Annotated in this window: 17 protein-coding genes; 5 read left to right on the forward strand and 12 right to left on the reverse strand. The window is 62.9% G+C overall.

All coding sequences use genetic code 11. The features are described 5' to 3' along the window. The 5 genes from scpA to A9D15_RS00610 are packed head-to-tail and all read right to left on the reverse strand — an operon-like array spanning window position 1 to window position 5,414. Window positions 1-2,145, reverse strand: a complete 2,145-nt coding sequence (gene scpA / locus A9D15_RS00590; RefSeq protein ID WP_066760768.1) for a methylmalonyl-CoA mutase — start codon at window positions 2,143-2,145, stop codon at window positions 1-3. 18 nt (window positions 2,146-2,163) lie between these two features. Continuing rightward, the gene (locus A9D15_RS00595; RefSeq protein WP_066760769.1) at window positions 2,164-2,952 is read right to left on the reverse strand and encodes an enoyl-CoA hydratase-related protein; all 789 of its coding nucleotides are present in this window, start codon (window positions 2,950-2,952) and stop codon (window positions 2,164-2,166) included. After that, entirely contained in the window at window positions 2,952-3,395 is a 444-nt protein-coding gene (gene mce / locus A9D15_RS00600) for a methylmalonyl-CoA epimerase (RefSeq protein ID WP_066760770.1), read from the reverse strand. The genes A9D15_RS00595 and mce overlap by 1 nt, the downstream gene beginning before the upstream one ends. Further along, the gene (locus A9D15_RS00605; protein WP_066760771.1) at window positions 3,392-3,871 is read right to left on the reverse strand and encodes an OsmC family protein; all 480 of its coding nucleotides are present in this window, start codon (window positions 3,869-3,871) and stop codon (window positions 3,392-3,394) included. The genes mce and A9D15_RS00605 overlap by 4 nt, the downstream gene beginning before the upstream one ends. 10 nt (window positions 3,872-3,881) lie before the next feature. Continuing rightward, window positions 3,882-5,414, reverse strand: a complete 1,533-nt coding sequence (locus A9D15_RS00610) for an acyl-CoA carboxylase subunit beta (RefSeq protein ID WP_066760773.1) — start codon at window positions 5,412-5,414, stop codon at window positions 3,882-3,884. Window positions 5,415-5,561: 147 nt separating this feature from the next. Between A9D15_RS00610 and A9D15_RS00615 the strand changes: the two genes are divergently transcribed. Beyond that, entirely contained in the window at window positions 5,562-6,965 is a 1,404-nt protein-coding gene (locus tag A9D15_RS00615) for a helix-turn-helix domain-containing protein (protein WP_066760775.1), read from the forward strand. 6 nt (window positions 6,966-6,971) lie between these two features. On the opposite strand, the gene A9D15_RS00620 is transcribed toward A9D15_RS00615, so the two are convergent. The 4 genes from A9D15_RS00620 to pgi all read right to left on the reverse strand — a co-directional run bounded on the left by A9D15_RS00620 (window position 6,972) and on the right by pgi (window position 11,533). Then, entirely contained in the window at window positions 6,972-7,277 is a 306-nt protein-coding gene (locus A9D15_RS00620) for a hypothetical protein (RefSeq protein ID WP_066760777.1), read from the reverse strand. A 73-nt stretch (window positions 7,278-7,350) separates the two neighbouring features. Then, complete coding sequence (locus A9D15_RS00625) at window positions 7,351-8,367, reverse strand: S66 peptidase family protein (RefSeq protein WP_066760779.1); 1,017 nt, start codon at window positions 8,365-8,367, stop codon at window positions 7,351-7,353. Continuing rightward, window positions 8,364-9,710: a glutathione-disulfide reductase gene (gene gor / locus A9D15_RS00630; protein WP_066760782.1), complete on the reverse strand. Its 1,347-nt coding sequence runs from the start codon at window positions 9,708-9,710 to the stop codon at window positions 8,364-8,366. Before gor ends, A9D15_RS00625 begins: the two co-directional genes overlap by 4 nt. A gap of 290 nt (window positions 9,711-10,000) precedes the next feature. Continuing rightward, window positions 10,001-11,533, reverse strand: coding sequence for a glucose-6-phosphate isomerase (pgi, locus tag A9D15_RS00635; RefSeq protein WP_066760784.1), 1,533 nt, complete (start codon window positions 11,531-11,533; stop codon window positions 10,001-10,003). Between the two features lie 92 nt (window positions 11,534-11,625). On the opposite strand from pgi, the gene lepB reads away from it, so the two are divergent. From lepB to A9D15_RS00655, 4 genes are read left to right on the forward strand one after another with little or no spacing between them, the layout of a single operon-like run. Then, window positions 11,626-12,507, forward strand: coding sequence for a signal peptidase I (lepB, locus tag A9D15_RS00640; RefSeq protein ID WP_066760786.1), 882 nt, complete (start codon window positions 11,626-11,628; stop codon window positions 12,505-12,507). A 7-nt stretch (window positions 12,508-12,514) separates the two neighbouring features. Then, complete coding sequence (gene rnc, locus A9D15_RS00645; RefSeq protein ID WP_066760787.1) at window positions 12,515-13,186, forward strand: ribonuclease III; 672 nt, start codon at window positions 12,515-12,517, stop codon at window positions 13,184-13,186. Continuing rightward, entirely contained in the window at window positions 13,179-14,081 is a 903-nt protein-coding gene (era, locus tag A9D15_RS00650) for a GTPase Era (RefSeq protein ID WP_066760788.1), read from the forward strand. Before rnc ends, era begins: the two co-directional genes overlap by 8 nt. After that, the gene (locus A9D15_RS00655; RefSeq protein WP_066760789.1) at window positions 14,078-14,683 is read left to right on the forward strand and encodes a YcxB family protein; all 606 of its coding nucleotides are present in this window, start codon (window positions 14,078-14,080) and stop codon (window positions 14,681-14,683) included. The genes era and A9D15_RS00655 overlap by 4 nt, the downstream gene beginning before the upstream one ends. Here the strand turns inward: A9D15_RS00655 and A9D15_RS00660 are convergent. The 3 genes from A9D15_RS00660 to A9D15_RS00670 form a co-directional block, all read right to left on the reverse strand. Then, window positions 14,680-16,113 (reverse strand): MFS transporter, encoded by a 1,434-nt coding sequence (locus tag A9D15_RS00660; RefSeq protein WP_229660345.1) that lies wholly within the window; start codon window positions 16,111-16,113, stop codon window positions 14,680-14,682. The two genes, A9D15_RS00655 and A9D15_RS00660, sit on opposite strands and share 4 nt — an antisense overlap. Before the next feature lie 71 nt (window positions 16,114-16,184). Next, window positions 16,185-18,731, reverse strand: a complete 2,547-nt coding sequence (gene topA, locus A9D15_RS00665; RefSeq protein ID WP_066760790.1) for a type I DNA topoisomerase — start codon at window positions 18,729-18,731, stop codon at window positions 16,185-16,187. A gap of 143 nt (window positions 18,732-18,874) precedes the next feature. Then, a complete protein-coding gene (locus A9D15_RS00670) occupies window positions 18,875-19,876 on the reverse strand; it encodes a hypothetical protein (protein WP_229660346.1) in 1,002 nt (333 codons plus the stop codon). Between the last annotated feature and the right edge of the window lie 40 nt (window positions 19,877-19,916).

Below are 19,916 nucleotides of genomic sequence, written 5' to 3' on the forward strand. Positions count from 1 at the left end.
TTACTCCGCCGCCTCGTCCAGATCGGCAGGCGGCATGTTGTGGCCAAGCAGGCGCAGCACGTCGGCAGCAGCCTCGACCACGTTGGAACCCGGACCATAGATGCCCTGAACCCCCGCATCGCGCAGGAACTGGTAATCGCTGGGCGGAATGACGCCGCCTGCGGTCACCTTGATATCCGCGCGGCCTGCTTCCTTCAGCAGGTTGATCAGTTCGGGGATCAACGTCTTGTGCCCTGCGGCGAGCGACGATGCGCCGATCAGGTCCACGCCGTTCTCAAGCGCCATATCCCGCGTTTCGGCAGGGGTCTGGAACAGCGGGCCGGAAACGACTTCGAAGCCCATGTCGGCAAAGGCCGAGGCGATGACGTTCGCGCCGCGGTCGTGGCCGTCCTGACCCATCTTGGCGATCATCACCTTGGGCTTGCGGCCAAGGCGGCGACCGACGGCTTCGACACCGTCGACGACTGCCTGATAGCGATCGTCACCGGCATACGCTGCGCCGTAAACGCCCTTAACCGGACGCGGCATCGTGTCGTAGCGGCCAAATGCGGATTCCATCGCGTCCGAAATCTCGCCAAGGCTGGCGCGTTCGCGGGCGGCATCGACGGCCAGCGCAAGCAGGTTGCCGTTGCCCGCCGCACCTTCGCGCAGGGCTTTCAGCGCAGCCTGGCACTTCGCCTCGTCGCGATTGGCGCGCATCTTTTCAAGGCGGGCGATCTGCGACTGGCGGACAGCGGTGTTATCGATGTCCAGCGTCTCGATCGGGTCCTCGTCCTTCAGACGGAACTTGTTGACGCCGACGATCACGTCATCGCCTTTGTCGACACGGGCCTGACGACCGGCGGCGGCTTCCTCGATCATCGCCTTGGGCCAACCGGCGGCGACCGCCTTGGCCATGCCGCCTTCATTTTCGACACGCTCGATGATCGACCACGCCTCGTCGACCAGCGCCTTGGTCAGTGCCTCGACGTAGTAGGAGCCGCCAAGCGGGTCGACCACGTTGGTCATGCCCGTTTCTTCCTGGATCACGATCTGCGTGTTGCGCGCAATTCGGGCGGAAAAATCGGTGGGAAGCGCGATGGCTTCGTCCAGCGCGTTGGTGTGCAGCGACTGCGTACCGCCCAGCATCGCGGCCATCGCCTCGATCGTGGTGCGCATGACGTTGTTGTAGGGGTCTTGCTCGGTCAGCGAGACACCGCTGGTCTGGCAGTGCGTGCGCAGCATCTTGGACCGTTCGGACTGCGCGCCAAGCTGCGTCATCGCGCGGTGCCACAGCGTGCGGGCGGCACGCAGCTTCGCGATCTCCATGAAAAAGTTCATGCCGATGGCGAAGAAGAACGACAGGCGGCCCGCAAACTTGTCGATGTCGAGGCCGCTAGCCACGCCGTATTTCACATATTCCATGCCGTCGGCGATGGTGAAGGCCAGTTCCTGCACCTGCGTCGCACCGGCTTCCTGCATATGGTATCCGGAAATCGAAATGCTGTTGAATTTCGGCATGTTGTCCGCGGTATATGCGAAAATGTCCGAAATGATCCGCATGCTGGGTTCGGGCGGATAGATGTAGGTATTGCGGACCATGAACTCCTTCAGAATGTCGTTCTGAATGGTGCCGGTCAGCTGGTCGGGTGACACGCCCTGTTCCTCTGCCGCGATGATGTAGAAGGCAAGGCACGGGATAACCGCGCCGTTCATCGTCATCGATACGCTCATCTGGTCGAGCGGAATCTGGTCGAAGAGGATCTTCATGTCCTCGACGCTGTCAATCGCCACGCCCGCCTTGCCGACATCGCCGACGACGCGGGGGTGGTCACTGTCGTAACCGCGGTGCGTCGCAAGGTCGAAGGCGACCGACAGGCCTTTCTGGCCCGCGGCAAGGTTGCGACGGTAGAAGGCGTTGGATTCTTCAGCCGTCGAGAAGCCCGCGTACTGGCGGATCGTCCAGGGACGGCCCGCGTACATCGACGCCTTGACGCCGCGCGTGAACGGCGCGAATCCGGGAAGGCCCGGATCCCACCCCTCGACGTCAGCCTCGGTATAGAGCGGCTTTACGTCGATGCCTTCAGGGGTGTGCCAGGTAAGGTCACGGCCCTTCACTTCCTTGTCGGCAAGGGCTTCCCAGTCTTTGACGGTCTTGTCGGTCATGTCGGCTCCTCGGTGGCCTCAACGGCCCTTGAATTGGGGTTTGCGCTTCTCGCCGAAGGCGGCGATCGCTTCCTTGAAATCTTCGGTGAAACCAGCAGTGCGCTGGTTGTCGCGCTCGTTTTCGAGCGTTTGGGTCAGGCTTTCCTCCACGGCAGAATTCACCTGCTTGCGGATCAGCCCGATGGCCTTCGACGGCCCCTTGGCGAGCCGGGCGGCGATTTCCTGCGCGCGGGCAAGCGTCTGATCATCATCGGCGAGTTCGGCGACCAGCCCCATGGCCAGCGCATCGTCGGCAGAAACCTTCTCGCCCATCAGCGCCATCTTCATCGCGCGCTGGCGACCGATGCTGGAGGCAACGAGCCACGTCGCGCCGGCATCGGGCACGAGCCCGATGTTGACGAAAGCCAGCAGAAGGTAAGCGCTTTTCGCCATGACCGCGATATCGCCGGTCAGCGCCAGGCTGAGCCCTGCGCCGACAGCCGGGCCGTTGATCGCGGTGACGAGCGGGACCGGAAGGTCCATCAGCTTGCGCGTAAAGGGATTGTAGTGATCTTCAACGATCTGGCCGAGATCTTCGGGCAGGCCCTCATAGCCCGCGCCGTCGGGCATCAGGTCCGCGCCCGAACAGAACGCCCGTCCCTCTCCCGACAGTACGAACGCGCGTGCGCCGTTGGCGAGCGCGGTGTCGATCGCATCGTTGAGTTCTGCAAAGACGTTCGGTGTGATCGCATTGAGCTTGTCGGGACGCGCCAGCTTGAGCGTCGTGACGTCGTCTGCCGTTTCGGCCGTTATGAACTGGTAGGCCATCAGTGCGCCGGTCCGTTCTTGGGGGTTTCCATGATCTCGGTCAGCATGCCCAACATGTCCTTGGGGTGGACGAAGAAGATCGGCGTGCCATGCGCGCCAATGCGCGTGGGGCCCAGGATGCGCTTGCCCACGCCTTCGAAATATTCGCGGGCGGCGCCAATGTCGGGCACCTCGAAGCAGACGTGATGCTGCCCGCCCAACGGGTTCTTCGCGATGAAGCCCGCGACGGGCGAATTCTCGTCCAGCGGCGAGAGCAGTTCGACCTGTGTACCTTCGGTTCCGTCATGGCCGGGGGTGTTGACGAAGCAGACTTTAACGCCCTGTTCGGGCAAGTCGAAAGGCTCGGTGATCACTTCTGCCCCCATGACATCACGATAGTGGGCAATGGCGGTATCCATATCGGGCACAGCGTACCCGAGGTGGTTCATTCGTCCCAATTTCATGCAGCCTCTCCGAATACGGGCTCGATCGTCATCTCGCTTTTTAGCGAGTTCGCGATGATGCAGGACTTGTGCGCCCTGTGATGAAGGTCGTCCAGTTCCTCGCGCGTCGGGACCTTGTCGCCAACGAACGTCGCACGAGGGCGCATGACGATTGTGGAAACCCACGGATCGCCCTCCCCGTTCTTTTCGACATGACCGACGGGGTTGTCCTCGTAGGCGTCGATCGAAAATCCTTCCTTTGCCGCAAAGGCGAGGAAATAAAGCATGTGGCAGCTTGCCGCAGAGGCCAGAAGCGCCTCTTCCGGATCGACCGCGCTCTCGTCGATCAAAGCGGCGGGCAGGTAGCCCGGTGCCGCGCACCCGGGCACGACCGCGCCGCCGTCGAAATGCCACTCGTGACGACGGTTGTAGCGATTGGTCGTGAAGACCTCGCCCTCGCCGATTTCCCAGCGGACAGTTGCCTTGTAATCACCCATCGGGATGTCCTCAGAGCGGGATGTTGTCGTGCTTTTTCCACGGGTTGGCCAGCTCCTTGTTGCGGAGCTTGCGCAGGCCGAGCGCGATGCGCTTGCGGGTTGAGTGCGGCATGATGACCTCGTCGATGAAGCCCTTGCTCGCCGCCACGAACGGGTTGGCGAAGCGGTCTTCGTACTCCTTGGTCTTTTCCGCGATCTTCTCGGGGTTGTCGCGGTCCTGACGGAAGATGATCTCCACCGCGCCCTTCGCGCCCATCACGGCGATTTCGGCGGTCGGCCACGCGTAGTTGAGGTCGCCGCGAAGGTGCTTGGAGGCCATGACGTCGTAGGCACCGCCATAGGCCTTGCGGGTGATGACGGTAATCTTCGGAACGGTCGCCTCGGCATAAGCGAAGAGCAGCTTGGCGCCGTGCTTGATGATGCCGTTATGCTCCTGCGCGGTGCCCGGGAGGAAGCCGGGCACGTCGACCAGCGTGACGATCGGAATATTGAAGGCGTCGCAGAAACGTACAAAGCGCGCGGCCTTCTTCGAACTGTCGATGTCGAGCACGCCAGCCAGCACCATGGGCTGGTTCGCGACAACGCCGACAGTACGCCCTTCGACACGGCCGAAACCACAGATGATGTTCGCCGCGTGCCTGGGCTGGATTTCGAAGAACTCGCCCTCGTCCACCGTCTTACGGATGACTTCGTGCATGTCGTAAGGCTGATTGGCCGAAGCCGGGATGATCGTATCGAGGCTTTCCTCAAGACGGTCCCACGGGTCGTTCGTCGGACGCTCGGGCACGTCTTCGCGGTTTGACGCGGGCAGGAAGTCTATGAAATCGCGCGCCTGAAGCAGGGCGACGATGTCGTTTTCGCAGGCAAGATCGGCAACACCGGACTTCACGGTGTGCGTCGATGCACCGCCGAGTTCTTCCTGAGTGACAACCTCGTTCGTGACGGTCTTCACGACCTCGGGGCCGGTGACGAACATGTACGAGCTGTCTTCGACCATGAAGATGAAGTCGGTCATGGAGGGCGAATAGACCGCGCCGCCAGCACACGGCCCCATGATGAGCGAAAGCTGCGGAATCACGCCAGAGGCGAGCACGTTGCGTTGAAACACTTCAGCATAGCCGCCAAGCGAAGCAACGCCTTCCTGGATACGGGCACCGCCCGAATCGTTAAGACCGATGACCGGTGCGCCAACCTTCATCGCAGCGTCCATCACCTTGCAGATCTTCTCCGCGTGACGTTCCGACAGCGATCCGCCGAACACGGTGAAGTCCTGGCTGAAGACGTAGACGAGACGGCCATTGATCGTGCCCGAACCGGTGACGACGCCATCGCCCGGTATATGCTGTTCCGCCATGCCGAAATCGACGCAGTTGTGTTCGACGTACATGTCGATTTCTTCGAAGCTGTCTTCGTCGAGCAGCACTTCAAGGCGTTCGCGCGCGGTCAAACGACCCTTGACGTGCTGGGCATCGATACGCTTTTGACCGCCGCCCAGCTTGGCTGCGGCGCGGCGACGTTCGACTTCGGCGATATTGGCGGACATCCGGTCGGCTCCCTTCGGGCCGCGCTTGCGGCCTAACGTGACGAATTGCGCCTATCCTGTCCTTGGGCGGGCAAGTCCAATGCAAATTTGCAAAATCAGGCGAAGTGGTTTTGCAAAACTTCGCAAGACCGGTAAGACGTTCCGGTCATGAGCAAACCACAACGGATCTTCGCTGGCCAGTCCGTCCGTGCCCTGCGTGAACGTCACGGCATGAAGCAGGCGGCGATGGCGAGTGCGCTGTCGATCTCGGTCTCATACCTTTCGCAGATCGAGAATGACGACCGCCCGTTAACCGCGCCGATCCTGGCCACCCTCACCCGCCGCTTCGGCATGGAGCGTGACGAGATCGGCGGTGAAAGTTCCGACGCGCGGGCAGAGGCGCTGCTGCAGGCCGCATCGGACCCGATCTTCGCAGAACCGCTGGACGAGGCGCTGGCCACCCGCGCAGTGCGCCAGTTGCCGCACCTTGCCGAAAGGTTCGTCTCGCTCCACCGCGCTTATCGCGATGCGGGGGAGCGGCTGCAGATCCTCGACGAAGCACTGGGCGCGGGCACTGACAGCACGGCGCGACTGCCGTGGGAAGACGTTCGCGACTGGTTTCACGATGCCGGCAACTACATCGACACGCTGGACCGCGCGGCCCAGCAGCTTGCTGCACGCCTTTCGGGCGATGCCCCCTCACCCGGCACTTACGCGCTGGAGCGGTTCGGGCAGAATGCCCTGGGCCTTTGCGTCGTCGAAGGAGACGGCAGCGTACTTCGCAAGCTGGAGGCGAACCGCATTGTCCTCGACAGCGCGCAGCCACCCGAAACCCGCCGGTTCCAACTCGCCCACCAGATCGTCGCCATCGCGCTGGAGAGCGAAATTGCAGGCGTCGTAGAGGCGTCGGGCCTTGCGACGCAGGCCGCGCGGCAACTGCTGGCCGTAGGCCTTGCGAACTATACGGCAGGCGCGCTGCTAATGCCTTACACCGCCTTCCGCGAGGCGGCGCTGGAGGAACGGCACGACATTGACCGGCTGACCCGCCGCTTTGCGGTCAGCTTCGAGCAGGCCTGCCACCGCCTTTCCACGCTGCAACGCCCGGACGAGCGCGGCATCCCCTTCTTCTTCTGCCGCGTCGACATGGCGGGCAACATCACCAAGCGCCACTCTGCCACACGGCTCCAGTTCGCGCGGTTCGGCGGCGCCTGCCCCTTGTGGATCGTGCACGAGGCGGTCGCGATCCCCGACCGCATCCTGACGCAGCTGGCCGAAATGCCCGACGGGGTGCGCTATGTCTCTATGGCCAAGGGTCTGGTCAAACCGTCAGGCAGCTTCGCGCGCCCTCCGCGCCGTTACGCGGTGGCGCTGGGGTGCGAGGCGGAGCATGCGGAGAGCTTCATCTACGCCGACGGACTGGACCTTGCCGCGCGTTCGGCCGCGACGCCCATCGGGACAAGCTGTCGCATCTGCCCGCGCGAAAACTGCGACCAGCGCGCCTTTCCGCCCGGCGACCGCACAATCGTGGTCGACCGCAATGAACGCGGAGTCGTGCCCTATTCAATCGGTTGAGATAGCTCAGGCCGCGCCGAAGATGCCGACCGCGCCTTCTGCCCAGATCAGCATGATGGTCAGGAGCAGAACCCCGATACCCGCGATGCGAAACGTCTGCCCGCCGATCCGGCGCATGATCCATTCGACGCCGAGGCCGAGCCCGCCCAGCAGCAGTGCGGCAAACAGGAAGTCCCCCGGCCCCCAATGCACTTCGCGCGTGAACTGCATGGCAATCGCCGGCAGCAGCAGAAGTGCGCCGATGACACTCCACATCAGGACACGGGGAAGTCCGTGCAAGGGATCGCTTCGCTCTCCGGCGAAAGAGTTCATGTGGGGGGCACTCCTCTCTTGCCGCGATCTTCGTTTCTCGCCCCGCGATAGGCAACCCCTTTTCCGCGAGGCTTCAGGAGACAACCGCCTCCAGTACTGCGATGGTGCCCGCGCCGGCATCGATCTCGACCTCAACGCCGAGCGGAATACTAAGCTGATTGCGGATATGGCCGATGTTGGCGCCAAGAAAAGCCGGAACGCCCAAGGGTTCGACCCATTGGCGCACCACGTCGGGAACGGTAAAGCCTGCATAGTCGGGCTCTTCAGTCGCGCAGCGGGTGCATTGGCCGAAGACGACGCCGGACAACCTGCCGAGAATGCCGGAAAGCGAGAGCTGGCTCAGCATCCTGTCGATCCGGTATTCAGCCTCTCCAATGTCCTCAAGGAACAGGATCGCCCCATCGAAGTCTGGCAGCCAAGGCGTACCGACCAGCGCCGCCAGGACAGTGAGGTTCCCGCCCAGCATCCGTCCGCGCGCCTTGCCGGGTGTGATCGTCCCGAACGGGATCGGCAGGTCCGCCCTCGCCCCGCCCAGGACCGGAGCCGACCCTGCGAAGGCGAGCCACCAGAAGCTTTCCCAGCTGGTCTTGAGCCAACTGCTCGCCATGTTCGGCGCACTGATCGTAGGGTATCCGGCCTTCGCGGCGAAAGCCAGGTGAAGGCCCGTCACGTCGCTGAAGCCAACCAGCAGTTTCGGATGGCGCCGGATGAGGCCCCAGTCCAGCAAAGAGAGGATGCGCGCCGAACCCCAACCGCCCCTTATCGCAAAGATGGCGCGGACTTCGCCGTCTGCGAACATCGCGTTGATGTCGGAAGCACGCTGCTCGTCGGTTCCCGCCAGATAGCCGAAGCGTTCGCCGACGTGCGCGCCGAAACGTGGCACAAGCCCCATGCCCTCGACGGTATGGCGGACACGCGCCAGCGCCTCTGGGCCTGACGTATAGCCAGCCGGTTCGACCAGCCCCACGACATCGCCTTCGCGAAGCCGCGGCGGCTTTACGGCACGCTTGTGGGCACAAACCGGCGCGGGAGAAAGGGCAAGCCCCGTGGCCGCGCCCAGTCCCGCCAGTGCCGACCGCCGCGTCGTCAACGCATCAGCACCAGTTCCTCGGCCATGCTGGGATGCAGGGCCACTGTGTTGTCGAAGTCCTGCTTGGTCAGGCCCGCTTTCACCGCGATGGCCGCAGCCTGCAGGATTTCCGGCGCATCGGGTCCGATCATGTGGAGGCCCAGCACTTTTTCTGTCGGAACCTCGACGATCAGTTTGTACAGCCCACGCTCCTGCCGCCGCGCAAAGACGTTCTTCATCGGGCGGAAGTCGGAGGAATAGACCTTGATGTTGCCATAAGTATTGCGCGCCTCGCCCTCGGTCAGGCCAACACCAGCCAGCGGCGGCTGGGAGAAAACGGCGCTCGGCACGCAATCGTAGTCGACGGTCGAAGGCTTGTCTCCGAACACGGTATCGGCAAAGGCCTGGCCTTCGCGGATCGCGACGGGCGTCAACTGAATACGGTCGGTCACGTCGCCAACGGCATAGATGCTGTCGCAGCTCGTTCTCGAATATTCGTCGACCGGGATTTCGCCATTTTCGCCCAGTTCGATGCCCGCGGTCTCAAGACCCAGCCCATCGGTCTTCGGCCGACGGCCCGTCGCGACGAGGATCTGGTCCGCGATGATCGGGTCCTGACCTTCAAGGTGCACATCGAAGGCACCGTCCTCGCGCTTGACGACTTTCTGGAACGGACAATGGAACTTGTATTCGATCCCCCGGCTCATCGTGATCTGCAGCAACCGGTCCCGCAAGCTCTCGTCATAGCCGCGCAGGATCACGTTCGACCGGTTCACGACCGTCACGTGGCTGCCCAGCGCGTTAAGGATTCCGGCGAATTCGAGCGCGATGTAGCCCGCGCCCGCGATGACCACCCGCTTGGGCAGTTCATCAAGATGAAAGACCTCGTTCGAGGTGATGCAGTGTTCCGATCCTTCGAACTCGGGAACGAAAGGCCAGCCGCCGACCGCGACCAATATGTATTTTGCGCTGATTTCCCGGCCGGACGACAGCTTGACGGTATTGCTGCCGTTAACCACGGCACGCTCCATGATCCGCTCCACCCCGTGGCTTTCGAGCGTTTTTTCGTAAAGACCGTTCAACCTGTCGACGTCGCCCAAAACGTGATCGCGCAGCCGATTCCAGTCAAACTTCGCATTTTCGAACGACCATCCGTAATTTTCGGCGTCTTCGAGGTCTTCTGCGAAGTGGCTACCATAAACTAGCAGCTTCTTGGGCACGCAACCGCGAATGACGCAGGTTCCGCCAATCCTGTACTCTTCCGCGATGGCCACCTTCGCGCCGTGGGAGGCTGCGACACGGGCAGCGCGCACGCCCCCGGAGCCTGCACCAATTACGAAAAGGTCGTAGTCAAAGTCTGCCATGGGGTCTCCTGGTCCAAGCCGGTCCAGTACATAGGAATGCCGCGCCGGATCGCAAATGCGTTAACGCGAACAGGTATCGATGGTGGTAGAGACGGCCCACCGAAGTCATCAAGGGCCAGATCTCGACCGCGCTGCTATCAGCCGCACCGACGCTCGACAGCGTGGTCGACACCGCGACCCGCACGATGGGTGTGCGCCTCGGCATTGCCGACACGCGGGTCAACGCGATGAAGTGCGGCCTTCCGACACTGGTGGCGTAAGGGGCGCTGGCTGCGGGAGTGTTGGGCGCCTCAGTCCTTCAGGCCCGCAGCCGCCAGCAGTGCTTCTGTGCTGGGATCGAAGCCCTCGCCCCCGCCAGCCGCGATCTGGTTGGCGATCTGCTTGCCAAGTTCCACCCCGAACTGGTCGAACGGGTTGATGCCGAGCAGGACCGCGTTTGCGAAGGTGCGATGTTCGTGAAACGCGATCAGCGCGCCGAGCGTTGCCGGGTCCATCTTGTCGCACAGGATCGTTGTCGAGGGGCGGTTTCCCGGATAGGCCCGCGCCCCGTCATCGCTCTCCTTGCCCGCCATCAGCGCCGCGCCTTGTGCGAAACAGTTGGTCAGCAGGATCGCGTGGTGCTCGGGGTCGAGATCGTGCCCCGGCTGCTTCACCGCGATAAAGTCCACCGGCACTTCTACCGTGCCCTGATGCAGCAGCTGGAACACCGCGTGCTGTGCATCGGTGCCTACCCCGCCCCAGGTGATCGGCGCGCTCTGCCGGCCCAGTGGCGATCCGTCGGCAAGGACAGACTTGCCGTTCGATTCCATCTCCAGCTGCTGAAGATAATCAGGGAACAGGGCCAGCCGCTCGTCATAGGCAAATACCGCGCGCGTCTGGCAGCCGCGAAGCTGGACATACATGAGGTCGACGAAAGCAGCACGCAACGGCAGGTTCGCAAAACCGTCGGTATCGGCGAAATGCCGGTCAACAGCAGCAGCGCCTTCGAGAAACTCGGCAAAACCGTCCCAGCCGAGCGCGATGGCAACCGGAAAGCCGATCGAGGACCAGAGCGAATAGCGCCCGCCGACGCTTTCGGAAAACGGCAGAACGCGGGTTTCATCGACACCCCACTCGACTGCCTTGTCCGGGCTGGCGGTCAGGGCGACGACCTTGCCGTAGGGATCGGGCACGCCCGATTCCTCCAGCCACTGGATCGCGCTGGCCGCGTTGGTCATCGTCTCGATCGTGGTGAAAGTCTTGGATGCAACCGCGATCATCGTCGTCGCCGGATCGCAGACCTCGAAAGCCGCTTCCAGCGCATTGCCGTCGATGTTGGAGACGACATGGACATCGACCGGCGCGCGCCACTCCGCCGTCGGACGGGCGAGCGCGTCGATGGCGAGAGCCGGCCCCAGTGCCGAACCGCCGATGCCGATATGGATCAGGTGCTTTACGGGTCCGAACACGCCGTCATGTATCGCCTCGACCAACCCGCGCATCCGCATGTGGAAGGCGTCTGCCTCGGCCACGCTCTCGTCAGCGCCGATCCCGCGCTGGGCGGTATGTTCGGCTGCGCGCCCCTCGGTCGGGTTGGCCATGCCGCCGCCCAGCATCGTTTCGCGCGCGGCGTCGAAACCGGCGGCTTCGGCCAGAGCCTCGAACCTTGCGACCAGATCGGCGGACAGATGCGTCTTGGACCAGTCGAAATAGACTTCCGATTCCTCTACGGTCAGCGTCGCCGAATAAGTCCCCACCCGGTCTGCATCGGCAGCGAACAGCTCTTTCAGCGTCGCGGTCGGCGTGTTTTCAAGGGCAGTCCAGCAGGCGGCGGTATCGGTCATCGGGCGGATCGGTCCTTCGTTTTGCTTTGCAACACCGGGTTACTGCCCTATGCCGCGCAGGCTTACCAGTGGGCATGGATGAAACACCTCGAATGCGATTGAAATTCGGCAAAGGGAAAGACGTGGACGCCGCAGATTCAGGCGCCGCTCCCGCGAAAAAGGAAAAGAAAGAAGACAGCTTTGTCGTCTTCCTCGTGAAGCTGGCGGTCGTCGTCTTCATCTTCCGTAGCTTCATATTTTCGCCCTTCTCGATTCCGTCGGAATCGATGCTGCCGCGCCTCCTCATCGGTGACTACCTGCTCGCTGCGAAGTGGCCCTACGGCTACACTCGCTATTCGCTGCCCTTCAACCTGCCGCTGATCCCGGGCCGTATCCTTGCGTCCGATCCTGAACGTGGCGACATCGCCGTATTCAAGGCGCCGCCTACGGCAGAACTGGACTATATCAAGCGCGTCATCGGCCTGCCCGGTGACCAGATCCAGATGCGCGACGGCACACTTTATATCAACGGCGACGAAGTGAAGAAGCGCAAGATCAACGACTTCATGCTGCCGATCACGCAGAACATGATCGACGCTGCCGCGCTCGATGGGCGTCCTTCGCCCTGCGCCCGCACCGATTTCGAGGAAATGGACGAGGCCGGTCAGGGCTTCTGCCGCTATCCCCGCTATATCGAGACTCTGCCAGAAGGCCGCAGCTACGAAGTGCTCGACATCGCGATCACGCCGCAAGACAACACCCGAGTGTTCACCGTTCCGACAGGTCATGTCTTCATGATGGGCGACAACCGCGACAATTCCGAAGACAGCCGCTTTGCGGCCGAAGTCGGTGGCGGTGTCGGCATGGTGCCGATGGAAAACCTCGTTGGGCGGGCCGAAATCATGATGTGGTCGACCGACGGTTCGGCGCAGTGGCTGCTTCCCTGGACCTGGTTCACTGCCGCGCGCTGGGACCGGCTCGGCACTACCTTCTGATCCGATCATGACCCTATCCCCCGAAACAAAGGACTGGATCGCGGCTCAAACCGGGCATCCAGTAAGGGACGAGCATTTGTGGACCGCCGCGCTGACCCACGGCAGCACGGGCGAGGATTTCGACTACCAACGGCTCGAATTTCTCGGCGACCGCGTGCTCGGTCTCTCGATCGCCGAATGGCTCTACGAAAAGGGCGGGGATACCGAAGGCAAGTTGTCGCAGCGCCTCAACGCCCTCGTCAGCCGCCAGTCCTGCGCCCGTGTCGCGCGCGAGATCGACCTGTCGGCCCATATGCGCCTGGGTAAGCAGGCCCGCGCCGATGGCGGGCTGGATAGCGACAACATCCTTGGCGACATCATCGAATCGCTGATCGGCGCCTGTCAGGTCGATCACGGCTTCGAAGTCGCTCGCGCGCTTGTGCGCAAGTGGTTCGGCGATGCGGTCGAAGGCCGTGCCGGACGCAAGAAACACCCCAAGTCCGCCTTGCAGGAGTGGGCCGCCGGCAACCGCCGCAAGCCGCCCGAATACGAACTGCTCGACCGTTCGGGCCCCGACCATGCCTCGCGCTTTACCGTCAGGGTAAGCGTCAGGGGCGTCGGCGAAGCGACCGGCGAAGGCGATTCCAAGCAACAGGCCGAAACCGCGGCCGCAACGGCATTTCTGGACCAACATGGCTGAAGAACAGACAAATTGCGGCGTCGTCGCCGTCATCGGTGCCCCCAACGCGGGCAAATCGACCCTCGTCAACGCGCTCGTCGGGCAGAAGGTGGCGATCACCAGTCCCAAGGCGCAGACGACCCGCGCGCGCCTTCTGGGGATCGCTCTGCTGGGGTCAACGCAGATCGTGCTCGCCGACACGCCCGGCATCTTTGCGCCGCGCCGCCGGCTCGACCGTGCGATGGTCTCTGCTGCATGGGAAGGTGCAGAGGCGGCCGATGCGATCATGCTTGTCGTCGACAGTGTGAAACTGCGCCGGCACGAGCTTGAACCGCTGCTGCAAACGCTGGCTTCGCGCAAGGAGCGCAAGCTGCTCGTCCTTAACAAGGTCGACATTTCGAAGAAGGACGCGCTCCTGTTGCTCGCGCAGGATTTGAGCGACAAGGCCGCTTTCGACGAGGTGTTCTTCGTATCGGCGATGACCGGCGACGGTGTGCCCGAACTGAAAGCGCGCCTTGCCGAGATGATGCCCGAAGGCCCGTGGCTCTATCCCGAGGACCAGGTCTCCGACGCCTCGGAACGCCTTCTGGCCGCCGAAATCACCCGCGAACAGCTCTACCGCCAGCTTCGCGACGAACTGCCCTATGACAGTGCGGTCCGGCCCGAGGCCTATCGTCAGAACGAGGACGGCTCGGTCGAGATCCGCCAGCAGATCGTCGTCGGGCGCGATACGCAAAAGGCCATTGTGCTCGGCAAGGGCGGATCGCGCATCAAGGCCATCGGTGAGGCTGCACGTAAGGAATTGAGCGATCTGCTGGATCAGAAGGTCCACCTCTTCCTTCATGTGAAGGTCGAGGAGAACTGGGCCGAGAACCGGGAGTTCTACGAAGTACTGGGGCTGGACTGGGTAAAATGACCGAGACCGTCGAAGCTTCGCTGACAGCAGATGAAACGCTCGACGCGGCTTCCCAAGGTATCGATCACGTCATCGGTGGCTCCGGCTTCGTATTCTACTATTCGCTGCTCGGCGCACTGCTGGGCATCGCTGTAGCGGCGCTGTTCTCGCCATTTGTGACCTACCTGCTATGGATGAGCGGTTCGCCGGCAGCCGGTGTGCTCGAAGTACCGGTTAATGCCGCGGTTGCCGTCGTGCTGGCCCTGTGGGGCCGCGATATAGGGGCGCGACTGGCCATGCACAGGCACCGGCGCAAGTTCCTTGCCGGGATGCGCGATCGCGGGATGCCTGAAGAAATCACTGGACGTTTTACGGTGACGAACGACGCATTCGTGATTTCGCACGACCGCGTGACTTATGCGATCGCATGGAACGCGGTCGGCGAGGTGATCGAGATACCGACGCACTGGCTTTTCGCCGTCGACCTGCACCAGTTCACGCTACCGCGCAGTGCCTTTGCCGATATCGCCGAAGAACGCACCTTCATCGCGTCGGTGATTGGCCACCTGACCGAAGCAGCGCGTGAGCGTAGCGACAAGGCTCGCGCCTTCGCGGAAGGCTAAAGGGCAGCGCTCGCCTCGCTTTGCCGCGCCTGGGCCGCAGTCACGGTATTGAACCGGAACATCGTGCAAGCGGCGGCAAGAACCGCAAAACCGATCGACACATAGAACGGCACCGGACCAAGCCCGAGGCCGAGCCCCAGCAGCAAACCGACGACCGCCGCCGCCGTCGCCTGACCCAGCAGGCGCGAGGTAGAAAGCACGCCGCCCGCAGCCGCCGACCGGTGCATCGGCGCATTGCCGATCGCGAGCCGCGAATTGGGCGCGAGGAAGAAGCCAAATCCCGCAGCCGTGATGGACAGTCTCCACGCAACGTCGAGCCCGCCCGCATCGTCGGGCAACATCGCCAGCAGGACAAGGCCGATGATCGCGACGATTAGACCAGGAACGCCCAGTTTGCTCGCCGCGACGCGGTCAGAAAGCCAGCCCGCCGTGGGCGAAACGAACAGCATCGTCAGCGGGAACGGCAGCAGCAGCAGTCCGACCTGATCGGGCGAGTAGCCCATGCCCTGCTCCAGCCGGAAAGGTAGCGTAATCATCAATGCGCCTGCCGACAGGAACACCGCGACTGCGGCCAGCGCGGACAGGCCGATGACCGGCATCTTTAAAAGGTCGACGGGCACGATGGGCCGGTCTCTCGTGCTCTCGCGCTTCACGAGGAACCATGTCGAGGCGACACCTGCCACAACACTCGCGATGCCGAGCCAGCGGGTGTTTTCGTGGCTCGCAAGTTGCAGGCCGCCGATCAGCAGCGCCATCGTTACCGCGCTCCAGATCCCGCCTGTCCAGTCGGTCTTGCCGGGACGCGGCTGTGGATCGGGCAAGGCGCGGCCGAGGAGGAGCGAGATCACCGCCAAAGGCGCAGCGACGAAAAACACGGCCTGCCACGGAAAATGCGCGACGATATAGCCGCCCAGCGTCGGTGCCAGCGCAGCCGAGGACGCGATAATGATCGAATTGAAACCCAGCCCCGCGCCAAGCGACTTTTCCGGATAGATCGCCCGCACGAGCGCGACGTTTACCGCCATCGCCATGGATGCGCCGATTGCCTGCCCCGCACGCAGGACCAACAGCATCGAGAAGCTGTCGACGAAAAAGCAGAGCGCCGAGGCGATGCAGAAGACGAGCTGACCGATCTGGTAGAGCTTGCGATGCCCGATCCTGTCCCCAAGGCTGGCCAGAGGCAAAAGGCCCATGACCATAACAAGCTGGTAGATCGTCACAACGCTGGTGATCGCGCCTTCGCCCACGCCCAGTTCGCGCGAAAGCGTCGGAAGCGCGACATTAGCGATCTGTCCGTCGATTACGAGCAGCGCAAGACCGAAGGAAATGGCCGCGATCGCATAGAAGCGGCGCGGCATGGGAAGGCCCGGATAGCCCGCGTCCGCCGCCGAACTATCGCCTGCCGGCCCCGCGGCACCAGCGTCCTTCACATCACTTCGCATTCGCAGCATGACCCGACAACGCCCGAGAAACCAAAGGTGTCCCGGGCGCTATCAAGGTATCAGTCCGCGTCCTTGGCCGGAGCCTTCTTCTTGGCCGCAGCCTTCTTTTTCGCGGGCGCCTTCTTCTTGGCGGCCTTCTTCTTTTTCTTTTTCGCCCCGCCCTTTGCTGCACGTTCGGTGATCAGGCGGACCGCGTCCTCCTCGGTCACGTCTTCGGGCTTCATGTCGCGCGGGATAGTGGCGTTGGTGGTGCCGTCGGTGACGTAAGGACCATAGCGCCCCGCCAGCAGCTTGATCTCGCCGCCGCTTTCGGGGTGCGCGCCGAAAGTCTTCAGCGGTTCGGCCTTGGCACGAGCGCCGCGCCCACCGCGGTTCTGCGCTTCGGCCAGCAAGATCACGGCCGCGTTCATACCGGTGTCGAACACGTCGGCGGTGCTGGTCAGTTTCGCATACTTGCCGTCGTGGCGAAGGTAGGGGCCATAGCGCCCGATGTTCGCCTCGATCTCCTGGCCGGTCTCGGGATGCTCACCCACGATGCGCGGCAGCGAGATGAGCTTTACCGCCCATTCGAGATCGAGTTCGGGAATGTCCTTCGGGATCGAGGCACGAGCCGCTTCCTTGCCCTCACCCATCTGGATGTATGGGCCGAACCGGCCCGTCTTGCGAACGATGTCCTCGCCCGTTTCCGGGTGCTGGCCGACAACGCCGTCGCCGCCTTCTTCACCGTCGGCACCGGGCTGGCCGAAACCGCGCGTGTACTTGCACTCGGGGTAGTTCGAACAGCCTATGAACGGACCGTTGCGGCTGCCGCGCAGCGACAGCTTGCCGTCTCCGCAAAGCGGGCAGGCGCGCGGGTCGGTGCCGTCTTCCTTGGGCGGAAAGAGATAGTCCGAAAGGAAGGTGTCGAGCTGCTCCATCACTTCGGATGGCTTATGCTCCATGACCTCGTCGGACTTGGGCTTGAAGTCCCGCCAGAAGGCGTCGAGCACGGCCTGCCAATCGGCACGCCCGCCCGAAACGTCGTCCAGTTCCTCTTCCATACCGGCGGTGAAGTCGTAAGCGACATACCGCTCGAAAAAGCGTTCGAGAAACGAAGTCAGAAGCCGGCCAGAATCCTCTGCGAAGAAACGGTTTTTCTCGGTGCGGACGTAGTTGCGATCCTTCAGGACCTGAATAACCGAAGCATAAGTCGAGGGGCGCCCGATGCCCAGTTCTTCCATCCGCTTGACGAGGCTGGCCTCGGAAAAACGCGGCGGCGGCTGAGTGAAGTGCTGGGTCGCTTCGACGCCCTTCTTGGCGGGGCGATCACCCGCCTTCAGGAACGGCAGCAGGCCTTCGTCATCGTCCTCGCCTTTCTGGTCGAGACCTTCCTCGTAAACGGCGAGGAACCCGGGGAACTTCACGACCTGTCCGGTGGCGCGCAGTTCGTTGCTGCCAGTGCCGTCACGCATCGTGACGGTCGTACGCTCCAGCGCAGCCGACGCCATCTGGCTGGCCATCGCACGCTTGTAGATGAGGTCATAGAGCTTGGCCGCATCGCCCTGCCCTGCACGATTGCGCGAAAAGTCGGTCGGGCGGATAGCCTCGTGCGCTTCCTGTGCGTTCTTGGCCTTGGTCTGATAGTGGCGCGCCTTTTCGGGAAGGTAGTGCCCGCTGAACCGGTCCGAGATCGCCTTGCGCGCCGCGCTGATCGCGCTCGGGTCCATCTGGACACCGTCGGTACGCATGTAGGTGATCGCACCTTGCTCATACAGGCCCTGCGCGAGACGCATCGTGTGGCTGGCCGAATAGCCAAGCTTGCGCGCCGCTTCCTGCTGCAACGTCGAAGTCGTGAACGGCGGGGCCGGATTGCGGCGCTGCGGTTTCGTCTCAACGTTCTCGACGGTGAAGAGGCCGTCCTCGACCGCCTTCTTCGCCCGCATCGCGGTGCCTTCGTCGCCGATGCTCAGCCGGTCGAGCTTCTCGCCCTCAAACTTGACGAGACGCGCGTCGAAGGCGGTGCCGTCATGCTCAAGCTTGGCAAGCACGTTCCAGTATTCCTGCGGCTTGAACGCCTCGATCTCGCGCTCACGCTCGACAATCAGGCGCAGCGCTACCGACTGCACGCGGCCAGCGGACTTTGCGCCCGGCAGCTTGCGCCACAGGACCGGCGAAAGCGTAAAGCCGAACAGGTAGTCCAGCGCGCGGCGGGCGAGATAGGCGTCGATCAGATCGCGGTCCAACTCGCGCGGGGCGGCCATCGCATCGGTGACGGCCTGCTTGGTGATCGCGTTGAACGTGACGCGCTCGACCTCCTTGGGCAGCGCCTTGCGCTTGGCCAGCAATTCCTGGACGTGCCACGAAATCGCCTCTCCCTCGCGGTCAGGGTCGGTTGCGAGGATCAGGCGGTCGGCCTGCTTGGCGGCATCGGCGATCGCGCGGACCTGCTTCTGCTTGTCGCTGTAAAGCTCCCAGTCCATGGCGAAACCTTCGTCCGGGCGGACCGAGCCATCCTTGGGCGGCAGGTCGCGGACGTGGCCGTAGCTGGCAAGGACCTTGTAGTCCGAGCCGAGGTATTTCTCGATTGTCTTCGCCTTGGCAGGCGACTCGACGATAACAAGCTGCATTTAATATTCCCGGGCGCGGGACAGGACGCCCCTACGCGTATACGCGTGTGAATCTGGGTACCGCCACCTGCGTTGGTCAAGCCGATAAAGCAAGACCCGGCCGCAAGGTCGCGGACCGGGCCTTGTTTGAACCGTTGGAAATATCAGCGAAGCGTTGCCACGCCCGCCACGATGATCTCGTTCGCAAGCGTCGCGACTTTGGCCGCACCTTGTTCGTAGTTCCCCGGCTTGGCAGCAAATTCGAATTTGCGGGTCTTGCCGATCATCGGCAACCCGACACCGGCCGCAGCAGCCAGCCCGCCACCGATATTCGCAGCGGCCTGCGCGGTCTTTTCCGTACCGCCGGTCGCGTTCGCCTGTTCGATGAACTCGCCATCAATCGAGACCTGCTGTTCCAGCACGAGTTCGTCGGTCTTGTTGCCGCCAACGATCGTCATCTTCGAATATTCCGGAACGACCGACAGATTCGCGTTGACCTTGAGACCACCAAAACTGAACGCGCCGGGGCGCTTCTGATCGGAGAAATCGATCAGATAGACGACACTGACGAGCGGGATGCCGCTATTGTGCACATAGCGCGATATCGCGGCCTGGCGCCCGCCAGCGGCAAAGCCCTTGCCGAAAGACGCAAAACCGCCGGTCTTTTCGGCAAGATCACCCTGAAGCGTGATCTGGAGCGGCAGGGCGCTCGGCTTCACGAAAGTCGCGACGCCGCTGCTTTTCTTCTCAAGCTGGATCTTGGTTTCAAGCGGACCTGTACCGTCGGCAGCTTTTTGGATGTCCTCGTTCGCGAAAAGCGTTTCTGCGGGAACGACAGCGATCCCTTGCGCCGCCAGCTTCGCCAGAAAATCGGTGTAGGCAGCATCGGTGACGGTTTGCATCATTTCAGGCGTGACGCCGACAAGCGTGCTCTTTGCCTTGGTAACGCCGCCGAACGCGCCCATCAGGCCGCCGGTCTTCTTCGTCTGGTCGGTCGATTCGAAAATGAAGCCGACGTTGAAGGCTGCGACCGCCACCTGGGTTGTCCCCTCCATCGCGCCGCGATCCTTGATCGACAGCGGCTCGTCGTTCTTGGCGTGAACGGGCTGCGTTACGAAGCCGATCGAAAGCACGACGGCCATCAGCATTCCGGAAACTTTACTCATCAAATCCCCCCTGGATCGCCTTGGTGAGCAGCGCCGGAAG

Source organism: Croceicoccus pelagius (genome assembly GCF_001661915.1).
Taxonomy (GTDB): Bacteria; Pseudomonadota; Alphaproteobacteria; order Sphingomonadales; family Sphingomonadaceae; genus Croceicoccus; species Croceicoccus pelagius.

What these genes read in the sequence shown, in the direction of transcription:
- scpA (WP_066760768.1), bottom strand. Translation starts at nt 2,145, where the DNA reads ATGACCGACAAGACCGTCAAAGACTGGGAAGCCCTTGCCGACAAGGAA.
- A9D15_RS00595 (WP_066760769.1), bottom strand. Translation starts at nt 2,952, where the DNA reads ATGGCCTACCAGTTCATAACGGCCGAAACGGCAGACGACGTCACGACG.
- mce (WP_066760770.1), bottom strand. Translation starts at nt 3,395, where the DNA reads ATGAAATTGGGACGAATGAACCACCTCGGGTACGCTGTGCCCGATATG.
- A9D15_RS00605 (WP_066760771.1), bottom strand. Translation starts at nt 3,871, where the DNA reads ATGGGTGATTACAAGGCAACTGTCCGCTGGGAAATCGGCGAGGGCGAG.
- A9D15_RS00610 (WP_066760773.1), bottom strand. Translation starts at nt 5,414, where the DNA reads ATGTCCGCCAATATCGCCGAAGTCGAACGTCGCCGCGCCGCAGCCAAG.
- A9D15_RS00615 (WP_066760775.1), top strand. Translation starts at nt 5,562, where the DNA reads ATGAGCAAACCACAACGGATCTTCGCTGGCCAGTCCGTCCGTGCCCTG.
- A9D15_RS00620 (WP_066760777.1), bottom strand. Translation starts at nt 7,277, where the DNA reads ATGAACTCTTTCGCCGGAGAGCGAAGCGATCCCTTGCACGGACTTCCC.
- gor (WP_066760782.1), bottom strand. Translation starts at nt 9,710, where the DNA reads ATGGCAGACTTTGACTACGACCTTTTCGTAATTGGTGCAGGCTCCGGG.
- pgi (WP_066760784.1), bottom strand. Translation starts at nt 11,533, where the DNA reads ATGACCGATACCGCCGCCTGCTGGACTGCCCTTGAAAACACGCCGACC.
- lepB (WP_066760786.1), top strand. Translation starts at nt 11,626, where the DNA reads ATGCGATTGAAATTCGGCAAAGGGAAAGACGTGGACGCCGCAGATTCA.
- rnc (WP_066760787.1), top strand. Translation starts at nt 12,515, where the DNA reads ATGACCCTATCCCCCGAAACAAAGGACTGGATCGCGGCTCAAACCGGG.
- era (WP_066760788.1), top strand. Translation starts at nt 13,179, where the DNA reads ATGGCTGAAGAACAGACAAATTGCGGCGTCGTCGCCGTCATCGGTGCC.
- A9D15_RS00655 (WP_066760789.1), top strand. Translation starts at nt 14,078, where the DNA reads ATGACCGAGACCGTCGAAGCTTCGCTGACAGCAGATGAAACGCTCGAC.
- topA (WP_066760790.1), bottom strand. Translation starts at nt 18,731, where the DNA reads ATGCAGCTTGTTATCGTCGAGTCGCCTGCCAAGGCGAAGACAATCGAG.
- A9D15_RS00670 (WP_229660346.1), bottom strand. Translation starts at nt 19,876, where the DNA reads ATGAGTAAAGTTTCCGGAATGCTGATGGCCGTCGTGCTTTCGATCGGC.